17 protein-coding genes are annotated in these 16,058 nt (G+C 41.5%); 10 read left to right on the top strand and 7 right to left on the bottom strand.

Annotated features, from left to right (window positions below):
- Nucleotides 1-129: 129 nt before the first annotated feature.
- Together P1X15_RS09015 and P1X15_RS09010 are read left to right on the top strand one after the other, a co-directional pair.
- Nucleotides 130-759: a gluconate 2-dehydrogenase subunit 3 family protein gene (locus P1X15_RS09015; RefSeq protein ID WP_277337820.1), complete on the top strand. Its 630-nt coding sequence runs from the start codon at nt 130-132 to the stop codon at nt 757-759.
- Between the two features lie 42 nt (nt 760-801).
- A complete protein-coding gene (locus P1X15_RS09010; protein WP_277337819.1) occupies nt 802-2,517 on the top strand; it encodes a GMC oxidoreductase in 1,716 nt (571 codons plus the stop codon).
- Between the two features lie 71 nt (nt 2,518-2,588).
- Here the strand turns inward: P1X15_RS09010 and P1X15_RS09005 are convergent, their stop codons facing one another.
- The 4 genes from P1X15_RS09005 to P1X15_RS08990 all read right to left on the bottom strand — a co-directional run bounded on the left by P1X15_RS09005 (nt 2,589) and on the right by P1X15_RS08990 (nt 6,195).
- Nucleotides 2,589-3,362 (bottom strand): hypothetical protein, encoded by a 774-nt coding sequence (locus P1X15_RS09005; protein WP_277337818.1) that lies wholly within the window; start codon nt 3,360-3,362, stop codon nt 2,589-2,591.
- 406 nt (nt 3,363-3,768) lie between these two features.
- Nucleotides 3,769-4,539, bottom strand: a complete 771-nt coding sequence (locus P1X15_RS09000) for a LytTR family DNA-binding domain-containing protein (protein ID WP_277337817.1) — start codon at nt 4,537-4,539, stop codon at nt 3,769-3,771.
- Complete coding sequence (locus P1X15_RS08995; RefSeq protein WP_277337816.1) at nt 4,536-5,657, bottom strand: sensor histidine kinase; 1,122 nt, start codon at nt 5,655-5,657, stop codon at nt 4,536-4,538. Before P1X15_RS08995 ends, P1X15_RS09000 begins: the two co-directional genes overlap by 4 nt.
- Nucleotides 5,658-5,751: 94 nt before the next feature.
- Nucleotides 5,752-6,195 (bottom strand): YHS domain-containing (seleno)protein, encoded by a 444-nt coding sequence (locus P1X15_RS08990; RefSeq protein WP_277337815.1) that lies wholly within the window; start codon nt 6,193-6,195, stop codon nt 5,752-5,754.
- Between the two features lie 138 nt (nt 6,196-6,333).
- On the opposite strand from P1X15_RS08990, the gene P1X15_RS08985 reads away from it, so the two are divergent.
- The gene (locus tag P1X15_RS08985) at nt 6,334-7,020 is read left to right on the top strand and encodes a hypothetical protein (protein ID WP_277337814.1); all 687 of its coding nucleotides are present in this window, start codon (nt 6,334-6,336) and stop codon (nt 7,018-7,020) included.
- A gap of 63 nt (nt 7,021-7,083) precedes the next feature.
- Here P1X15_RS08985 and P1X15_RS08980 read toward each other — a convergent pair whose 3' ends face one another.
- The 3 genes from P1X15_RS08980 to P1X15_RS08970 form a co-directional block, all read right to left on the bottom strand.
- Nucleotides 7,084-7,938, bottom strand: coding sequence for an energy transducer TonB (locus tag P1X15_RS08980; protein WP_277337813.1), 855 nt, complete (start codon nt 7,936-7,938; stop codon nt 7,084-7,086).
- A 382-nt stretch (nt 7,939-8,320) separates the two neighbouring features.
- Nucleotides 8,321-8,845: a hypothetical protein gene (locus P1X15_RS08975; protein WP_277337812.1), complete on the bottom strand. Its 525-nt coding sequence runs from the start codon at nt 8,843-8,845 to the stop codon at nt 8,321-8,323.
- 57 nt (nt 8,846-8,902) lie between these two features.
- Entirely contained in the window at nt 8,903-9,253 is a 351-nt protein-coding gene (locus tag P1X15_RS08970; protein ID WP_277337811.1) for a PadR family transcriptional regulator, read from the bottom strand.
- Between the two features lie 252 nt (nt 9,254-9,505).
- Here P1X15_RS08970 and P1X15_RS08965 point away from each other — a divergent pair, with 252 nt between their 5' ends.
- The 7 genes from P1X15_RS08965 to P1X15_RS08935 all read left to right on the top strand — a co-directional run bounded on the left by P1X15_RS08965 (nt 9,506) and on the right by P1X15_RS08935 (nt 15,913).
- The gene (locus P1X15_RS08965) at nt 9,506-10,318 is read left to right on the top strand and encodes an MbnP family protein (protein ID WP_277337810.1); all 813 of its coding nucleotides are present in this window, start codon (nt 9,506-9,508) and stop codon (nt 10,316-10,318) included.
- A 6-nt stretch (nt 10,319-10,324) separates the two neighbouring features.
- The gene (locus P1X15_RS08960; protein WP_277337809.1) at nt 10,325-11,398 is read left to right on the top strand and encodes a cytochrome-c peroxidase; all 1,074 of its coding nucleotides are present in this window, start codon (nt 10,325-10,327) and stop codon (nt 11,396-11,398) included.
- 81 nt (nt 11,399-11,479) lie between these two features.
- Nucleotides 11,480-11,875: a hypothetical protein gene (locus tag P1X15_RS08955; protein ID WP_277337808.1), complete on the top strand. Its 396-nt coding sequence runs from the start codon at nt 11,480-11,482 to the stop codon at nt 11,873-11,875.
- Nucleotides 11,876-11,986: 111 nt separating this feature from the next.
- A complete protein-coding gene (locus P1X15_RS08950) occupies nt 11,987-12,787 on the top strand; it encodes an MbnP family protein (protein ID WP_277337807.1) in 801 nt (266 codons plus the stop codon).
- Nucleotides 12,765-13,835 (top strand): cytochrome-c peroxidase, encoded by a 1,071-nt coding sequence (locus tag P1X15_RS08945; protein WP_277337806.1) that lies wholly within the window; start codon nt 12,765-12,767, stop codon nt 13,833-13,835. Before P1X15_RS08950 ends, P1X15_RS08945 begins: the two co-directional genes overlap by 23 nt.
- Nucleotides 13,832-14,740, top strand: coding sequence for a hypothetical protein (locus P1X15_RS08940; RefSeq protein WP_277337805.1), 909 nt, complete (start codon nt 13,832-13,834; stop codon nt 14,738-14,740). Before P1X15_RS08945 ends, P1X15_RS08940 begins: the two co-directional genes overlap by 4 nt.
- Nucleotides 14,741-15,085: 345 nt before the next feature.
- Complete coding sequence (locus tag P1X15_RS08935; protein ID WP_277337804.1) at nt 15,086-15,913, top strand: SUMF1/EgtB/PvdO family nonheme iron enzyme; 828 nt, start codon at nt 15,086-15,088, stop codon at nt 15,911-15,913.
- Nucleotides 15,914-16,058 lie beyond the last annotated feature (145 nt).

Raw genomic sequence — 16,058 nt, 5'->3', positions numbered from 1 at the left:
CAGGATAGATTATGTATTATGGTTTTTATACGATTTGTGCTAAAAAACCGTTAGGCAAAAGTAAAAATTGTATAATTCTAACGTATTTTTACATCTCCCCAATAAAATTACAAAGACTATCCTATGAACATGAACCGCAGAGAAGCATTGTCGAGAGTAGCCCTTTTGATGGGTGGGACTCTTTCTGCCCCGTCTTTAATGGCTTTTGGTGCAGAGCCGAATCTTTCCCCCAAAATGGGTGCTGATTTCAGCCTTACTTCTGCTCAACGCGCTTTAGTGGCAGAAGTAGCAGAGCACATTATTCCCCGTACCTCTACTCCTGGAGCCAAAGACGCCGAAGTTGGTCCTTTTATCGAGCTAATGCTAAAAGATTGTTATCGTGCGCAAGAGCAGCAAAATTTTTTGGAAGGCTTGGCCGATTTGGACGAAAAAGCTACCAAAGCTCATGGCAAAAAATTCTTAGATACTACTTCGGCGGAGCAAGTGGCTATCTTGAAGCAAGTAGAAAAAGAGACCATCGAAATGATGAAAAATGCCAACGTGCAGCAAGTCAAAGTAGGTGATAATGTAGACAAAGAAGTAGTAGATTCTAAAAAAATCAAAGGCACGCCTTTCTGGCGTTTGATAAAAGAATTGACCTTGTTTGGGTATTTTACTTCTGAAAAAGGTGCTACACAAGCACTTGATTATGTACCTATTCCGGGAAAATACGAAGGGTGTATTCCGCTCAAACCGGGTCAAAAAGCATATGCTTTGTAAAATAGGTAGATTTTGACAAAAACATTAACCAATTAACCTAAGATGTATCTAAATATTGATGCTCAAAAAGAACTGACCTACGATGCTATAGTGGTAGGTTCAGGCATAAGTGGCGGATGGGCAGCCAAAGAATTGACAGAAAGAGGCTTGAAAGTGTTGTGTTTGGAGCGCGGACGAGACATCAAGCACGTAGAAGGCTACGAAACAGCCATGAAAGCTCCGTGGGAGTTTGCGCACCGTGGGCGTCCTACGATTCAGGCCGCAGAGGAGTATTGGGCAGGGATTCGGACTGGCTATACTGTCAATGAAGAACACCGTTATTTGTTTGAAAACGATAGCAAAAACCCTTATCTCGAAACCCGCCCTTTTGACTGGATTCGAGCGTATCATACGGGAGGTCGTTCTCTTTTGTGGGGACGCCAGAGTTATCGTTGGAATGAAGAAGACTTCATGGCCAATGCCAAGGAAGGGATTTCTATCGATTGGCCAATTCGCTACAAAGACCTAGCCCCGTGGTACGATTATGTAGAGCGTTTTGCCGGAATTAGCGGTTCTAAAGATGGACTTTCGGTATTGCCTGATGGCCAATTCCTTCCTCCGATGGAGCTTAATTGTGTTGAAAAACACGTAAAATCGGAAGTAATGAAAAAAATGGGGCGGGTGATTACCGTAGGTCGAGTGGCTCACCTTACCAAACCCCAAGGTGTTCATACAGCTCTGGGACGTGCTTCTTGCCAATACCGTAATATGTGTATGCGAGGATGCCCATTTGGAGCGTATTTTAGTACGCAGGCAGCTACCCTGCCAGCGGCGATGAAAACCAAGCGCCTGACTTTGGTCAATGATAAAATAGTATCAGAGGTAATTTATGATGAGAAAAAAGGTAGAGCCACAGGTGTGCGTACTATCGATCAAAATACCCTCGAAGTCAAAGAATATTATGCCAAAATCATCTTCCTAAATGCGTCGGCGATTCCTTCGGCTTCTATTCTAATGAATTCCAAATCGAGCCGTTTTCCCAATGGCCTTGGCAATGATAGCGACCAACTAGGCCGCAATATTATGGATCACCACTTAGGCGTAGGAGCTTCAGGAACATTTGAAGGATTTAATGACCAGTATTATTTTGGCCGTCGTCCCAATGGTGTGTATATCCCACGTTATCGCAATTGGGGCAAAGACAAGCGTGACTATGTCCGTGGATTTGGGTATCAAGGAGGTGCAGGTCGCTCAGGCTGGGGACGTGGTACTGGTATGGAAGGCTTCGGTGCCTCTTTCAAAGAAGAAATGAGTCAAGTAGGTGGTTGGACAATGGGTATCGGAGGTTTTGGGGAGGTATTGCCTAATGAAAACAACCGCTTTACATTGCACCCTACCAAAAAAGACAAATGGGGAATGCCTATTGTGGTATTTGATGCAGCTTATGGCCAGAATGAGCTCAAAATGCGCGTAGATATGAAAAACGACGCCGCCGAAATGCTCGAAGCTGCGGGTATCAAAAATATCAGCACTTACGACAATACGAAGGCTAATCTAGGAATTGGTATTCACGAAATGGGAACAGCCCGCATGGGAAAAGATCCCCAAACGTCGGTACTCAATGCCCATAACCAAGTTCATACTTGCAAAAACGTCTTTATGACCGATGGCGCTGCGATGACTTCAGCCTCTTGTGTCAATCCTTCATTGACTTATATGGCGCTCACGGCTCGTGCGGCAGCTTTTGCAGTAGATCAATTGAAGAAAAAGAGCCTTTGATTTTTGGACGCATAAGTATTTATTTTCATCAAAAAAGCGGCTTTTTAGCCGCTTTTTTGATGAAAGTAGTTTTACTTTTGTTTGACCAAAGTGTATTTCAACTCGCCAAAATCTACCCACCCGCAGGTTTCGTTGGCTTTGTCGTATTCAACACACTTAAGATTGAAAACCAATAAAGTATCGCCTTGAAATTGAAAGCCCATCCAGTTTTTTTTGTCTTTAGTAGCACTTAGGCTGAGTTGATCTACTTGCATACCCGGACCTATGTAGTCGATAGCCGCTTCATAAAATTGATAATCTTCTAAGCCACTCACTTGCCCATTGTTTTTAAATATTACTTTTTGGCCGTCGGGTAGGGTATAAGTACCTTTAAAGAGTATTTCTTCCAAAATAAGTGGATTGCCGGCTTCGTCAGGGTTTATATGAGGGGTGATTTTGACAAAGTCTTTTTCGCCAATGCTGATTTTGGTAGGAGATAGAATTTTAATGTTGTTGTACAACTGCGTAAGCGAATCTTCAATGGATTCATAAAGCTGGTATTGATTGCCATTTTTGACTACTCTCATTTCGGGGCTGCCTTCATGGAAATTCCAAATCAGAGAAGTAGGTTGAAGAGTCCGCTCAGGAATGATGACCATGCAATCTTCACTCCCTTCTTGAGATTTTTGAGGAGATTTATGTTGCTGAATATCTTTGAGATAACTTTCGCTCAACCAATATCCCGCAAATGAGAGTGTAGTGTCAAGTTTTTTGAAATCTGTACTAGAGATAGTTGCATCTTGTTTTTCGTTGAAAGTACAACCCCCCAAAAACAAAACAAATGTTAAAAATAAAATATATTTCATGGATATATGAGTTGAGTAAGTATGGTGTCAAACATACATCGACTTTATGATATATCCAATGTCGATTTATTTTGGGGTTAGCCTGAGTGACGGTCCCTGAAAATGAAGCACGCGGGAGGCATTGCTTCCCGCGTGGCTTTACTCACTTAATTTATCTAAAAAAAATCTTTGAATGCAGGACTAAATCCTGAATATATATCAGCTAGGATAATGTCTTTTAGTAAAGATGATGAAACAACCACCAAATAATTTTGGCTAGACTTACAGAAGCATAGAAAAACTAAAATGGGTGGTTGAGTGCCTTAAAAGTAGATAATCAGAGTGAGATAGAGAAACAAAAAAATACAAATGACCTCTTTTAGTAGCTAAATCGGGATATTTGAGGGTTGAATGGGGATGTGTTTGATTATTTGCCGAGCCATTCTTTAAAGCTGCTGATTCGGTCGCCACTCACAAAAACTTCATGCTTACATGGAGGGACTAGCTCTATTTTTAGTTTACTTCCGGTGTACATATGCACAAGTTTTATGCTAGATAAAGCAATCAAAAACGAACGATTAATTCTAAAAAACGCATGAGGGTCTAGGAGCTGCATGAGTTTATCGAGGCTATAATCAAGAGCGAAGCGTTGACCTGAATGAGTGATGAGGAAAGTGCCTTTGTCTTCAAATTGAAAATAAGCTATTTCTGTCGTTTTGATGATGAGCAGTTTTGTACCTACTGTGACCATGAAGCGGTCTCTGTAGGTAGGAGAAGCGTTTTTTTCGAAAAACTCCAGCATTTCGTTGAAACGAGGAGTAGGAGTAGTAACACTTCCCCATATTCGTTCAAACTTCTGTAAAGCGGCGGCTAGTTCGTCGGCATCAATGGGCTTGAGCAAATAGTCTATGCTGTTTACTTTAAATGCCTTCAGCATGTATTCGTTGAAGGCAGTAGTGAATATAATAGGAGTAGTCAGGTTCAAAATTTCGATGATTCGAAAACCAAGGTCGTCTTCGAGATGGATGTCCAAAAAGATCAGGTCTGGTTTTGGATTGGCGGTATTCCTAAACCAACTCACAGTTTCTATAACAGAGGGAAGTATTGCTAAAACTCTGATCGAGGAGTCGTATTTGAGTAGTAGATTTTCTAAGCGAGAGGCTGTGAGTTTTTCGTCTTCTACAATCAATACATTCATGAGAGTAAGGGGATACGTACTTCAAAAAAACTTTCTGTTTTTTCAATCATAACCGGGAATGAGGTTAATAGTTTATACCGATTGACAATATTGTGTAATCCTACCCCCGTGGAGGTTTCGGGCTGTAGCCTGAGCTGTAGAGGGTTTTTGACTACGATATAGCCCTTTTCTAAAAAAATATCGACTACTAGAGGCATCATTTCCGACATTCGATTGTGCTTTACGGCATTTTCAATCAGCAACTGTAGCGTCAAAGGAGCAATATAGCATTGAGTGGCTTCTTCGGTTGAGATAGAGATATTGACTTGGAGTTTTTTATCGAAACGTGTAAGAAGCAAAAAAACGTAAATTTCAATAAAATCAAGTTCTGATTTTAAGCTAATGTATTCATGTTCGTTTTGTTCTAAAATATAACGATAAGCTTTTGAAAGGCGATTGACAAAAGTTACTGACAAATCTGAATTGGTTTCAATTAATGAAGATAAAATACTGAAGTTATTAAATAAAAAATGCGGGCTTACCTGATTTTTTAGTGCCGAAAATTGGGCGCGAATATTTTCTTTTTCGAGGCGTTCGGCTTCGATTTGGATATTTTGAAGTTGGCGATAGGTACGGCGATTTGAGGTAAAGTAAAACGCCGAGAGCAAAGCCATAAACGTTAGTCCATTGTTGGACTTTCTTTTTTGGTCTCGGGTATAAAAATGAGATAGTGTATTTTCGATAGATTGTTTTTGTATAATACCAAACTGCTTTTCAAGGGCGGCTTCGGAGGTAGTCCATAGTATCCTAAAAACAATATTGAACAATACAGCCAAGCCACATGCCATCAAAAAAGTAGCTATTTGGGTGGGAGTCTTTAAATCAAGAAGAAAATTACGCCCAAACCACCCAAATAGCTGTTGCTGAACCCATTCGATTACGATAATCCACAGATAAAAAAATAGAAAAATAACACTAAATTCCATCGTCCATAGAGGCATTCGGAGTATCCATGAGACTTGCTCTAAATCATGGATATTGACATATAGGCGCAGTGGAAAATAAATCACCGATATGTTCAATGCTAATTGAGCCTTTTGGCGTAACGAAAGATGGTCAGTATGGTTTGATTTTATCACAACCCCAATATAAAGTAAGGCAGGCTGATTGCCAAATCATTGTGATTGAGTGACCTTTTTAGAAGGTTGAATGACTTCAACTCCCATGCCACGCTTATTCTTGGGTTTTGACAGTGGGCCAGTTTTTGTCGGCTTTTATGATAAAGTTTGCACGGTCTTTTTGCCATAATCCAAATACCTTCTTGTTATAATTGAGATACAACTTGCCGTCCAATACTGTCCATGCTTCAGGGTCAGTGGGGGCTTTGTGACCATCGGCGGTACCATAAGCACAATAGCCGCCGTATTGAGGAGCATATTTTTCGGGATTGGCTTTGAAATCATTCATGTTTTCTGCACTCGAAAAAAGCCACTTGCCTCCTTTCCACAGATAAGTAAATTGTGGTTGTCCTTTTACGGGAGCTGATTGCTTAAAATAAGCCACTGCATCATAGCCGTTGATGGCAATGCTATCTTTCACAAAGATTTCGGATTTTTGCGCTTTTAGGCTTACCAAAGTCCATACGGAGAGGCAGAAAATAAAAACAAGTCGTTTCATAATGTCTATTTGTTAAATTTTAAAAACTCAACAAAAGTCCGCATCTGTGACGATACCGAATGTCGGCTTCCTGACCAAGAGCCAATATTTTCTATTAGTTTTGTGCCCTTTATGTTTTCATTCACAAATTGAGTAGTTATGAAAAAAACGTTTGCCTTTTTATTTTTAACTTTTTATGGTTTAGTAGCCATCGCTCAAAACGAAGACTATCCTCATGTGGTGAGTGTGCAGTCGGGGGTGAGCCTTTTTTCGCCGTTTAGAGGTACTATCACTTCTTCGCAAGAATCGTCCGATACTACATTTTCATTCTCTTCGGGTAGTGCAAGCAATTTTCCCCAACTCAATGTTGCTTACGATTATGGCGTCAATCATTGGTTTTCGATTGGTGGGGCCATTAGTTACAACAAGACCACCCTTGATTTGAAAGACCTGAAGTCGAGTGAGCAAAACTACGGAAACGTCAAATTAGGTGTTTCCCGCGTGACTCTCGGCGCTAGAGCATTGTTTCATTACGGCAATGCCGGACGTGTAGATATGTATTCGGGTTTCAGATTAGGAATCGGGATTTGGTCAGTAAAGGTCAATTCGAGCGCTTTGGATGATAAAATAGACGAAGTTTTTAAAGAAGCTGGTGGCGGAGGTATTTGGCGTTCGCTTCTTGGGAGTCGTTTAGGAGGAAGTTTTGTGATGCCTCAAGTGCAAGTGATTTTGTTTGGATTGCGTGGGTATGTTACCGAAAACATCGGCATTAATGGCGAGCTCTCGGTCGGTAGCCCTTATTTTGCTTCTATTGGTATCAATTACCGTTTTGGAGGGGGATATTGATAGTCAGTCTCACCTTGGCAACGCTCCAAGCGTTGCCAAGGTTTTAAAGTATCAAAGAAAGATTTAGTCTTGAAGAGCAAACACGATAGGCATGTTGAATTTTACTCTTACCGCTCGCCCTGATTGTTTGCCGGGTTTCCATTTTGGCATGAGTTTCAAAACCCTAGATGCCTCCTCGTCGCACCCAAAACCAATTCCTCTCTCTATAGTGATGTTTGATAGCGAACCGTCAGGTTCGACTGTAAAACTCATAAACACTTTTCCTTGTATATTGCTTCGCTGAGCCATAGGCGGGTACTTAAGGTTTTTGATGAGAAAATTTCGTAAGCCTTCCAGTCCTCCTACAAACTCCGGTTGTACTTCTATGGGGCCAGTCCATATAGGCTCTTCTGCTTTGACTTCGGCAGGTTGGGTTTTTGTGTCAGGGATATTTTCGGGAGGTGCCACAATTTCTGTGATTTCATCCCCCGTACCTTCCACAGTTTCTTGCCCCGGTGCCGCATGTTCAAATTCAGACACTGGAGGAGGTAGTTCTTCTTCTTGGACTTTCTGATCTTGCTTTACTTCTGGCATCAAACTTTTGATGGTCGTTTGTTTAGGAGCCTCAATGGGCTTTTCGGGAAGAGGAATGGGTTTTTCTTTTGGTGGCGGGTCTAGGTGTACGTTTTCAAGCTCAATAGTACGTTTAAACATGTCAGCTTCTTCGGGTTTGAGTTGGTTATAAACCGTCGGCAAAATAAACATCATCAAAAAAATGCCAACTCCAATCAATACCGAATTTCGTAAAGTGACGGGATACGCTTTGCGTAGGTCGTAAGCGCCATAGGCGCGATGCCGATTCATAAAAATGATGTCGTCAAAAGACATAGCTTCGCTCAGCTCGATAGTGGTCGAGAGGGGAGATAAGGGTGTTTCCATTGCTGTGAGTGTGTTGGGTTTAAGTAAGAATGATAATTTTTGAAGTGTTGGTAAATGTGCTGATTTTCAATTGTTTGAATGGATGAGTAGACTAAAATTTGATAAGCACTATAGATTACATATGAAAATTAAAATTGCTCCAAGAAAAAAATGAGCGTCGCTAAGTAAAAAATCGCTGATATGTTAATTTAGGTGAGCTAAAGAGAGCCTAGAAGAAAGATTTTAGCAGACCTAAACTTGCTATAAGAAGGAGTCTAAGAAAGTTTTTGAAGTGAGGTTCCTAGTAAAAAGGGCTGTTAATAGGAGTTTAAAACCACAATAATCTCAAGCCCTAAGTCTAAAAGACTAAGGTGAAGAGCATACATAAAAGCCAGTAAACTAACTAAATAGGGACTGTGAGTCGATGAGGAGGACGATTAAAAACCCAAGTCCCAATCGAGTAAGCCATTCCACAAACCCCTACCATCCACATGATTCCCCATGAGCTGATAAATGACCATTCGCCTTGATTCATTCCCGACAAAAAGGCCATCAGCATCATAAAAAGACTTATACCCAAAATGAGGGCATTGCGTAAGGCCATCGGATAAGATTGACGTAAGTCATAGGCACCATAAGCTTTGTTACGAAACTCAAAAACGATGTCGTCTAGGGTAGCGGTTTGCAGTTGTTCCTCGCTCATTGCTACATCTTGACGGTAGGTTTCGCGGAGGTATTTGACCGCCTTAGAATTGGCTTCTTGCGTGATTTTTTCCAAAGCTAAGTCAAAATTATATCCTTTCCAGAGGTACTCCTCTGCTTCACAGGCAAGGTGATCGAGGAGTTCAGCCAAAAGAGCATCGTTGGTATTGTGACGAATCAGATGATCTTGTAAGAGGCCTAATTGATGAGAAGTCAGTTTTTTCATTTCAAGAGTCTTTTAGGAATAAAACAAAAAGGAACCATGCCGCGTGAAAATGGGCTTTTAACCCACTGATAGACCTTGTTGAGGTTGTAGAAGAGATTGCATAGCTTCTACAAAGCGTTCAAACTCAGAAACTTTTTGGACGGCCGAAGCACTCCCACTAGGAGTAAGAGAATAATACTTTCGTAGCCGCCCATCTACTTCTACCGACTCAGTAAGTAGAAATCCTTCTTGCTCAAGTTTATGAAGTACAGGATATAACGCCCCGAAAGTCAGCATTATTTCACCATTTGTACGGTCTTTAACTGATTGGGTAATTTCGTATCCATACATCCGCCCTCTTTCTGCCAAAAGCTTAAGGACAATTGTTTTGAGGGTACCGCGCAAAAATTCGTTATTACTTGCTTCCATATTTATTGAGATTCTAATTTATGCGAACAAATATATATAAGATTTTTATATATCAAAAAAGAAGGTCACAATTTTTTTTAAATTTATAAAACCCCTAAAATTTTTGCATCAATTTGGATATATTGAGCGTTATGAATAGAAAAGAGACCAAGGCGGCATTTTGATAGCTTGAAATAGAGTGTAAGTTTTTGATAAACAGTGTTTTTTAAATATTTTACTTGTAATTGTTTCTAAAATTAGCATACTAATCTCATGAAAAATAAAATACTTTGGGCAGGTGTAGTGGCATTGCTTGGAGGGCTTTTGAGTCAGTCCTGTAAAACTACTCCTGATCCTAACGAACAAAGTACCCTGACTCTATCTTTTGTGCCACGGGTAGGCACTCAAACGCTAGAAGTCGGAACAGGTAAGTACAAAAATGCCGTAGGTGAGGAGTTTACGGTAACCTCATTCAATTATTTTATCAGTAATATTTCTCTCAAAAAAGCTGATGGCACTACATTCACGATTCCTCAAGATTCGAGTTATTTTCTTATCAAAGCGACCAATCTTGCTTCTCAAAAAGTGACATTGCGCGGAATTCCAACGGGAGATTATACGGAATTAAGATTTGTGATAGGAGTAGATAGTTTACGGAGTACGATGGATATCAGTCGTCGCAAAGGAGTACTTGACCCAGGAGATGCTACCCACGACGGCGACGGAATGTACTGGTCTTGGAATTCGGGCTATATTTTTATGAAATTGGAGGGGACTTCGCCAAGTGTAACGCCAGATGCTGCTGGTAATCAGAAATTTAGATACCATATCGGAGGTTTCGGTGGGTACAATGCCAAAACTTTCAATAATATTCGTCCTGTGGCCTTATCTTTAGGAAGTACAGCTGCCAAAGTAGGCCCTACTCAACAGCCTACTATCGAAATAGAGGCAGACATTGCCAAAGTTTTTGATGGAAAAGAAAAAATTAGTTTAGCCCAGTATCCTACCATTATGGTATCAGACTACTCTACTACTGTGGCCAACAATTACGTGTCAATGTTTAGGGTATTGAATGTAAAAGACTAAAAGCGTATGAAAAATACGTGGATGATTTTGTTTTCGCTGGGGCTTTTTGGGTGGGCATCGTGTAGCCGTAGTACCGATGCACCTACTCCCGAGCCTCAGCCAGAGCAATTGGAAATGCCTATTCCAGCTTATTTTCCCAAAATGGTATACAATCTATCTTCTAATCCAATCACTTATGATGGATTTCAGTTGGGTAGGTCGCTTTTTTATGACGGGATATTGTCGCGCAATGGCACCATCGCTTGCGGTACGTGTCATCAGCAGGCGGTAGCTTTTACGCATCATGGACATGATTTGAGTCATGGTATTGACGATAAAATCGGGATGCGAAATGCGCCTCCCATTCAGAATATGGCATGGGAAAAAACATTTTTCTGGGATGGTGGTGTGCATGAGTTGGATTTGTTTTCAATCGCCCCTATCGAAAATCCGGTAGAAATGGACGAAAAACTTCCCAATGTCTTGCAAAAATTGCGCGACAGTAAAAATCCAGATTATCCGCAGTTGTTTAAGAAAGCCTTTGGAACCCCTGAAATTACGACCGAGCGTTTTACCAAAGCTTTGTCACAATTTATGGTATTTTTGGTTTCTAATAATTCCCGTTATGACTTGTATTTGCGCGGTACGACCAATGCCCTCACCGCTACTGAAAAGGAAGGTTTAGCGATTTTTAGACAAAAATGTGGCACCTGCCATGAGGGCGAGTTATTTACGGATCAATCTTTTAGAAACAATGGCTTAAGCATCGACCGTTCTACCGATGAAGGGCGTTTTAGAATTACACAAAATCCAGAAGACAGATACAAATTTAAAGTGCCAAGCCTCCGAAATATTGGCTACACTTCCCCTTACATGCACGACGGGCGCTTTGCTACTCTCGAACAAGTACTTGACCACTACGCTCAAAATGTAAAGCAGACTCCTAATTTAGACCCGCTCCTTCAACAAAACGCCCAGCTTGGTATCTCACTTACTTCCGAAGAAAAGCAAAAGATAATTGCCTTTCTCCGAACCCTTTCGGATGAGCAATTTGTAAAAGACTACCGCTTTGCTGACCCTGGATTTGGGAAGGCATTTTAGAAAAGACGGAAAATTATGTGACTTTTGTCATACAACTGTATAAGAGGAGATTTATCTTTGCAGTCGTATTTATTATATCACATGAACGGTAGAAGGGTCATAGCGTACTTTTTATTAACACTTATCAGTTTCAAAATACTGATAGTGCCGTTTGTGTATCTTGACTTTGAGCTTCGTAAAGACTTCATTATCAAAAACCTGTGCGAAAATCGCTTCAAACCTCAGCTTCATTGCGATGGGAAGTGCTACTTAGCCAAACAGCTTCACAAAGTAGCCGAAGGTCATGCGCGCGAAGAAGCCCAAAAACAAGATGATGCCTTCAAAAAAATCATACAAGATGTATTTGATGAAGTGATTCTGACGATTTCATCAGTATCTGTAAGTTATTTTGAGCGAATTGATAATGCTCATTATCAGCCTAATCCTACGACCGATTTTACCTCTTCGCTGCTCCGCCCACCTGCATTTGTTTTGTAATGTTTTTTAGTTACACAAAGCAACTAATTGAAAATCAGTGTGAATTGGTTTTCTTATGGGGCTTGTGTTCAAAACAATTTTAATTCATTCAAAGCAAATATTCCATTTTAAATGAAAAAGTCATTCTTATTTTCAACGCTTATGGCGTTGGCAGTCTCTTTTGTGTTGGTATCGTGTAGCAAAGAAGAAGAAATCGGTCCTAATGATAAAAATTCTGTTATCCTTGAATTTGATAATTATGTAGGTAACGAAAAGCTTGTGTTAGATACCAAAACTTACAAAAACGCGGCCAACGAAGATTTTACCGTCACAACGCTCAACTATTTTGTGAGCAATATCGCCCTCAAAAAAGCAGACGGTACTGAGGTGAAGTTTCCTAACCAGTATTTCTTAGTTCGTCAGGCCGATACCAAATCATTGAATATCACTTTGAAAGATGTACCAGCGGGCGATTATACTTCTATCAGCTACGTTATTGGGGTAGATAGCCTCAAAAGCACTTCAGATGTGTCGCAGCGTACGGGTGCGCTTGACCCCGCTTCTTATGGTACAGACAACATGTACTGGTCGTGGAATTCGGGATATATTTTCTTCAAATTGGAAGGGAATTCGTCGGTAGCGACTACGCCTACCAAAAAGTTCCAATTCCATGTCGGTGGTTTTGGCGGGATGAATTCAGTCACTGCCAACAATCTCCGTACGGTTTCTGTGTCTTTTGGGACAACTTCGGCTCAAGTTCGTAAAAACGTAGCCCCCACTGTGCATCTCATCACGGACGTACTTCAGACATTTAGCCAAGGGGTGAGTATTGCCAAAACAAGCGTGGTGATGAACCCGGCGGCCTCAAAACCTATCGTGGACGGTTATACCAAGATGTTTAAAGTAGATCATGTCCACAACGACAAAATGTAATCTCATCAACAGCTCGCGTTGGCGCCTTGTGGCGGTGTCGTTGAGTTTTATTGGATGGCTTGCTTCTTGCTCTATTTTGGGGGGAGAGGCAAGCCCCGAACCCCTTTTCTCGGTACCTCAGGGTTTTCCCGAACCTAGTTATGACCTTAGCAAAAATCCCCTCACCAACGATGGGGTGGCTTTGGGGAAAAAGCTTTTTTATGACGGAATCCTCTCGCGTGATGGTAGCATTTCGTGCGGCGAATGTCATAATCAAAGTCACGCATTTACGCATCACGGGCATGGTTTTAGTCACGGAATAGACGACCAAGAAGGAACACGTAATGCCCAACCGCTGGTCAATTTGGCATGGCAAGATTCGTTTTTTTGGGATGGTGGGGTCTTTGACTTGGATTTGTTTTCGATTGCACCGATTGAAAATCCCCTTGAGATGGACGAAAAAATCGGGAATGTGCTTCAAAAACTGCGGACTCACAAAGACTATCCCCGTCTTTTCAAAAAAGCCTATGGTACCGACGAAATCACCACGGAACGTTTTCTGAAGGCATTGTCTCAATTTTTGCTAACACTCGTTTCTGCCAATTCTAAATATGATCAATACTTGGCAGGCAAAGCGCAATTGGCTCCCGATGAAGCTGCTGGTTTACAGCTTTTTAAAGAAAAAGGCTGTGCTACTTGTCATAGTGGAATGCTCTTTACCGATCACAGTTTTCGGAGTAATGGACTCTTACCCGAATACACCGATGACTTAGGACGCTATCGAATCACCGAAAATCCGCAAGATAAAAACAAATTTAAAGTACCTACTTTGCGCAACATCGAGGTCACTTATCCCTACATGCACGACGGTCGTTTTTTGAATTTGGAAGGGGTATTGGAGCATTATGCAGGTGGTGTAAAACAAACTGATAATCTAGACCCACTTTTAAAACAAAACGGGCGTCTTGGAATCGCAATGACAAAAGAAGAACAACAAAAAATCATTGCTTTTCTTAAAACATTGACCGACAAAGATTTTCTAACCAATCCACGCTTTGCTGCACCATGAGAAATTTAGTTTATACTTTCTTGCTGAGTCTATTGGGAATACTGCCCTCTCACGCCTGTGATGTATGCGGCTGTGGCAATGGCGGTTCTTTTTTTGGTATTTTGCCCCAATCACACATGCGCTTTGCGGGGGTGCGTTATCGTATCAAAAACTATGAATCTCATCTTAATAGTACTTTTTTTCGCGCTCGTGAAAACTTTCAAACGGCCGAATTGTGGGCGCGTTTTTATCCTTTCAAACGGACACAGCTGATGGTGTTTGTACCTTATAGTTTGAATACCCAAACACTTTACCGTACCGAGACCCCGCAGAGAATCAATGGGCTAGGGGATGTGTCGGCCTTGTTTCATTACAATATTGTCAATACATTTTGGGATTCTACATCCCATAAAGTGGATCAAACCCTGCTCATTGGGGGAGGAGTGAAAGCTCCTACGGGTAAGTTTCGATATGTAGAAGATGGTAGTGAGGTGGCCAATGCCAATTTTCAATTGGGTACGGGCAGTGTCGATTTTGTCTTGAATGCTATCTACAACCTACGTTACCAAAATTGGGGTGCCAACGTAGATGTATCTTATAAAATCAATACGACCAATCCCAATCAATACCGTTTTGCTAACCGTACGAGTGGATCGATTTCGGTATTTCGGACGGTGTCGTTGTCGTCACTTACTTTGATGCCTAATGTAGGAGTGTATGCGGAGCGTTTTGGATATGATACCAAAAACGGCACTAAAAATACTTTTACGGGAGGAGTTCTTTCTACTGCCAATGTAGGATTTGAGTTGTATTATAAAAAGATTTCGGCAGGTGTTACATATCAAACGCCTCTTTATCAGCATCTTTCGGATGGAGATTTAAAACTGAAAAATACAACTACGACTCACATTACTTTTCTATTTTAAGAAAGAGAATCGACATCATTGTGAGGTTTGTTACCCTCATTTCACACCAAAACATTGCTAAATTAAATTAGTATCAGTTTCAGGAGTTAGGTAGGGCTTGGTACAGTTGCTGTTACTCTAAAGTTTTGAGGGATTTATTGGCTTTCGCAAACTCCCACCGAAAAAGGAAATCCTTTTTTTGGGAAAAATGACAAAAAGTGTGGTGGGATTGTTTCGGAAATGCCCCAATGGAAGCCCTGAGCCGAAAGAGATGGAGTGCTAAAAATGACCCCTGAAAAATTAGGCGTGTTGTGGTTGATTTTGTATTTTACGGGCTGTTTAGCAAGTACTTATGCGCCCTAAAATATGGACTTAAACCGACCCTACTCTGAAGGAGAAACCCTCAAAGACCTCAATGGCCAAGACTTTAAACTCTTTGGCCTCGACTACACCGAGCTGGTATATGTAGCGGCCCGTGGCAAAACCTTTACCATGGGCGATAATAACTCAGGCTATGAAAACGAAGCCGAAACCCAAATCACCTTTGACCGTGATTATTTTATCGGGCGGTTTGCGGTTACGCAGGAGTTGTACCAAAAAGTAACGGGACAAATCTCTTCCCGTTTTAAAGGCAACTATCGTCCAGTGGAAGGCCTATCATGGAACGAGATCACCAAGGATTTTTTACCGAAACTCAATCATCAACTACAGGTATTGGGCTTTCAGGGGCTTTTTGCTCTCCTCTCCGAAGCCCAATGGGAATACGCCGCAGCTGGTGGGCAAGCTTGGGATAAGCCCCAACTGGATTATGCGGGCTCTAACAACCTCCACGACGTAGGCTGGTTTACCGATAATTCGGGTGATAAATCTACGTTCCCCGTTGGCTTGAAAGAACCCAATGCCCTGGGTTTGTACGATATGAGCGGCAACGTTTGGGAATGGTGCCAAGACGATTATCAATTCAAATTGGCAGATTTACCAAAAAATGGCCTACCCACTCCCAACCAACAAGGTGTAACCAAAGTGCTTCGGGGCGGCGGCTTTTTCGGCAACCGCTTCAACTGCCGTATTCGCCGCCGCAGCTACGACGCCCCCGGCTACCGCTTCAACGGCAACGGTTTTCGGTTGGTTTTTTTCCTCCCTTCAGACCGAAACGAATCTACGAAGCGTGAGGAGGGACGACTAAACAAATAAGCCTCCAATTGTCATGCCGACGAAACAAGTGAGTCTCTATTTGTCATGTCAACGAAACAAATAATCTTCTATTTGTCATGCCGACGAAGGAGGCATCTAAATACCGCAGAATTAGAAGCATCTAAATACCCTGAAACTAGCCATT

Source organism: Runella sp. MFBS21 (assembly GCF_029433105.1).
Taxonomy (GTDB): Bacteria; Bacteroidota; Bacteroidia; order Cytophagales; family Spirosomataceae; genus Runella.
This window is presented reverse-complemented; position numbering and strand designations above follow the sequence as displayed.

Coding starts and splice junctions, on each gene's coding strand:
- P1X15_RS08955 (WP_277337808.1), top strand. CDS start 11,480: ATGAACGGTAGAAGGGTCATAGCGTACTTTTTATTAACACTTATCAGT.
- P1X15_RS09005 (WP_277337818.1), bottom strand. CDS start 3,362: ATGAAATATATTTTATTTTTAACATTTGTTTTGTTTTTGGGGGGTTGT.
- P1X15_RS08940 (WP_277337805.1), top strand. CDS start 13,832: ATGAGAAATTTAGTTTATACTTTCTTGCTGAGTCTATTGGGAATACTG.
- P1X15_RS08960 (WP_277337809.1), top strand. CDS start 10,325: ATGAAAAATACGTGGATGATTTTGTTTTCGCTGGGGCTTTTTGGGTGG.
- P1X15_RS08990 (WP_277337815.1), bottom strand. CDS start 6,195: ATGAAACGACTTGTTTTTATTTTCTGCCTCTCCGTATGGACTTTGGTA.
- P1X15_RS09010 (WP_277337819.1), top strand. CDS start 802: ATGTATCTAAATATTGATGCTCAAAAAGAACTGACCTACGATGCTATA.
- P1X15_RS08975 (WP_277337812.1), bottom strand. CDS start 8,845: ATGAAAAAACTGACTTCTCATCAATTAGGCCTCTTACAAGATCATCTG.
- P1X15_RS08945 (WP_277337806.1), top strand. CDS start 12,765: ATGTCCACAACGACAAAATGTAATCTCATCAACAGCTCGCGTTGGCGC.
- P1X15_RS08980 (WP_277337813.1), bottom strand. CDS start 7,938: ATGGAAACACCCTTATCTCCCCTCTCGACCACTATCGAGCTGAGCGAA.
- P1X15_RS09000 (WP_277337817.1), bottom strand. CDS start 4,539: ATGAATGTATTGATTGTAGAAGACGAAAAACTCACAGCCTCTCGCTTA.
- P1X15_RS09015 (WP_277337820.1), top strand. CDS start 130: ATGAACCGCAGAGAAGCATTGTCGAGAGTAGCCCTTTTGATGGGTGGG.
- P1X15_RS08985 (WP_277337814.1), top strand. CDS start 6,334: ATGAAAAAAACGTTTGCCTTTTTATTTTTAACTTTTTATGGTTTAGTA.
- P1X15_RS08935 (WP_277337804.1), top strand. CDS start 15,086: ATGGACTTAAACCGACCCTACTCTGAAGGAGAAACCCTCAAAGACCTC.
- P1X15_RS08950 (WP_277337807.1), top strand. CDS start 11,987: ATGAAAAAGTCATTCTTATTTTCAACGCTTATGGCGTTGGCAGTCTCT.
- P1X15_RS08970 (WP_277337811.1), bottom strand. CDS start 9,253: ATGGAAGCAAGTAATAACGAATTTTTGCGCGGTACCCTCAAAACAATT.
- P1X15_RS08965 (WP_277337810.1), top strand. CDS start 9,506: ATGAAAAATAAAATACTTTGGGCAGGTGTAGTGGCATTGCTTGGAGGG.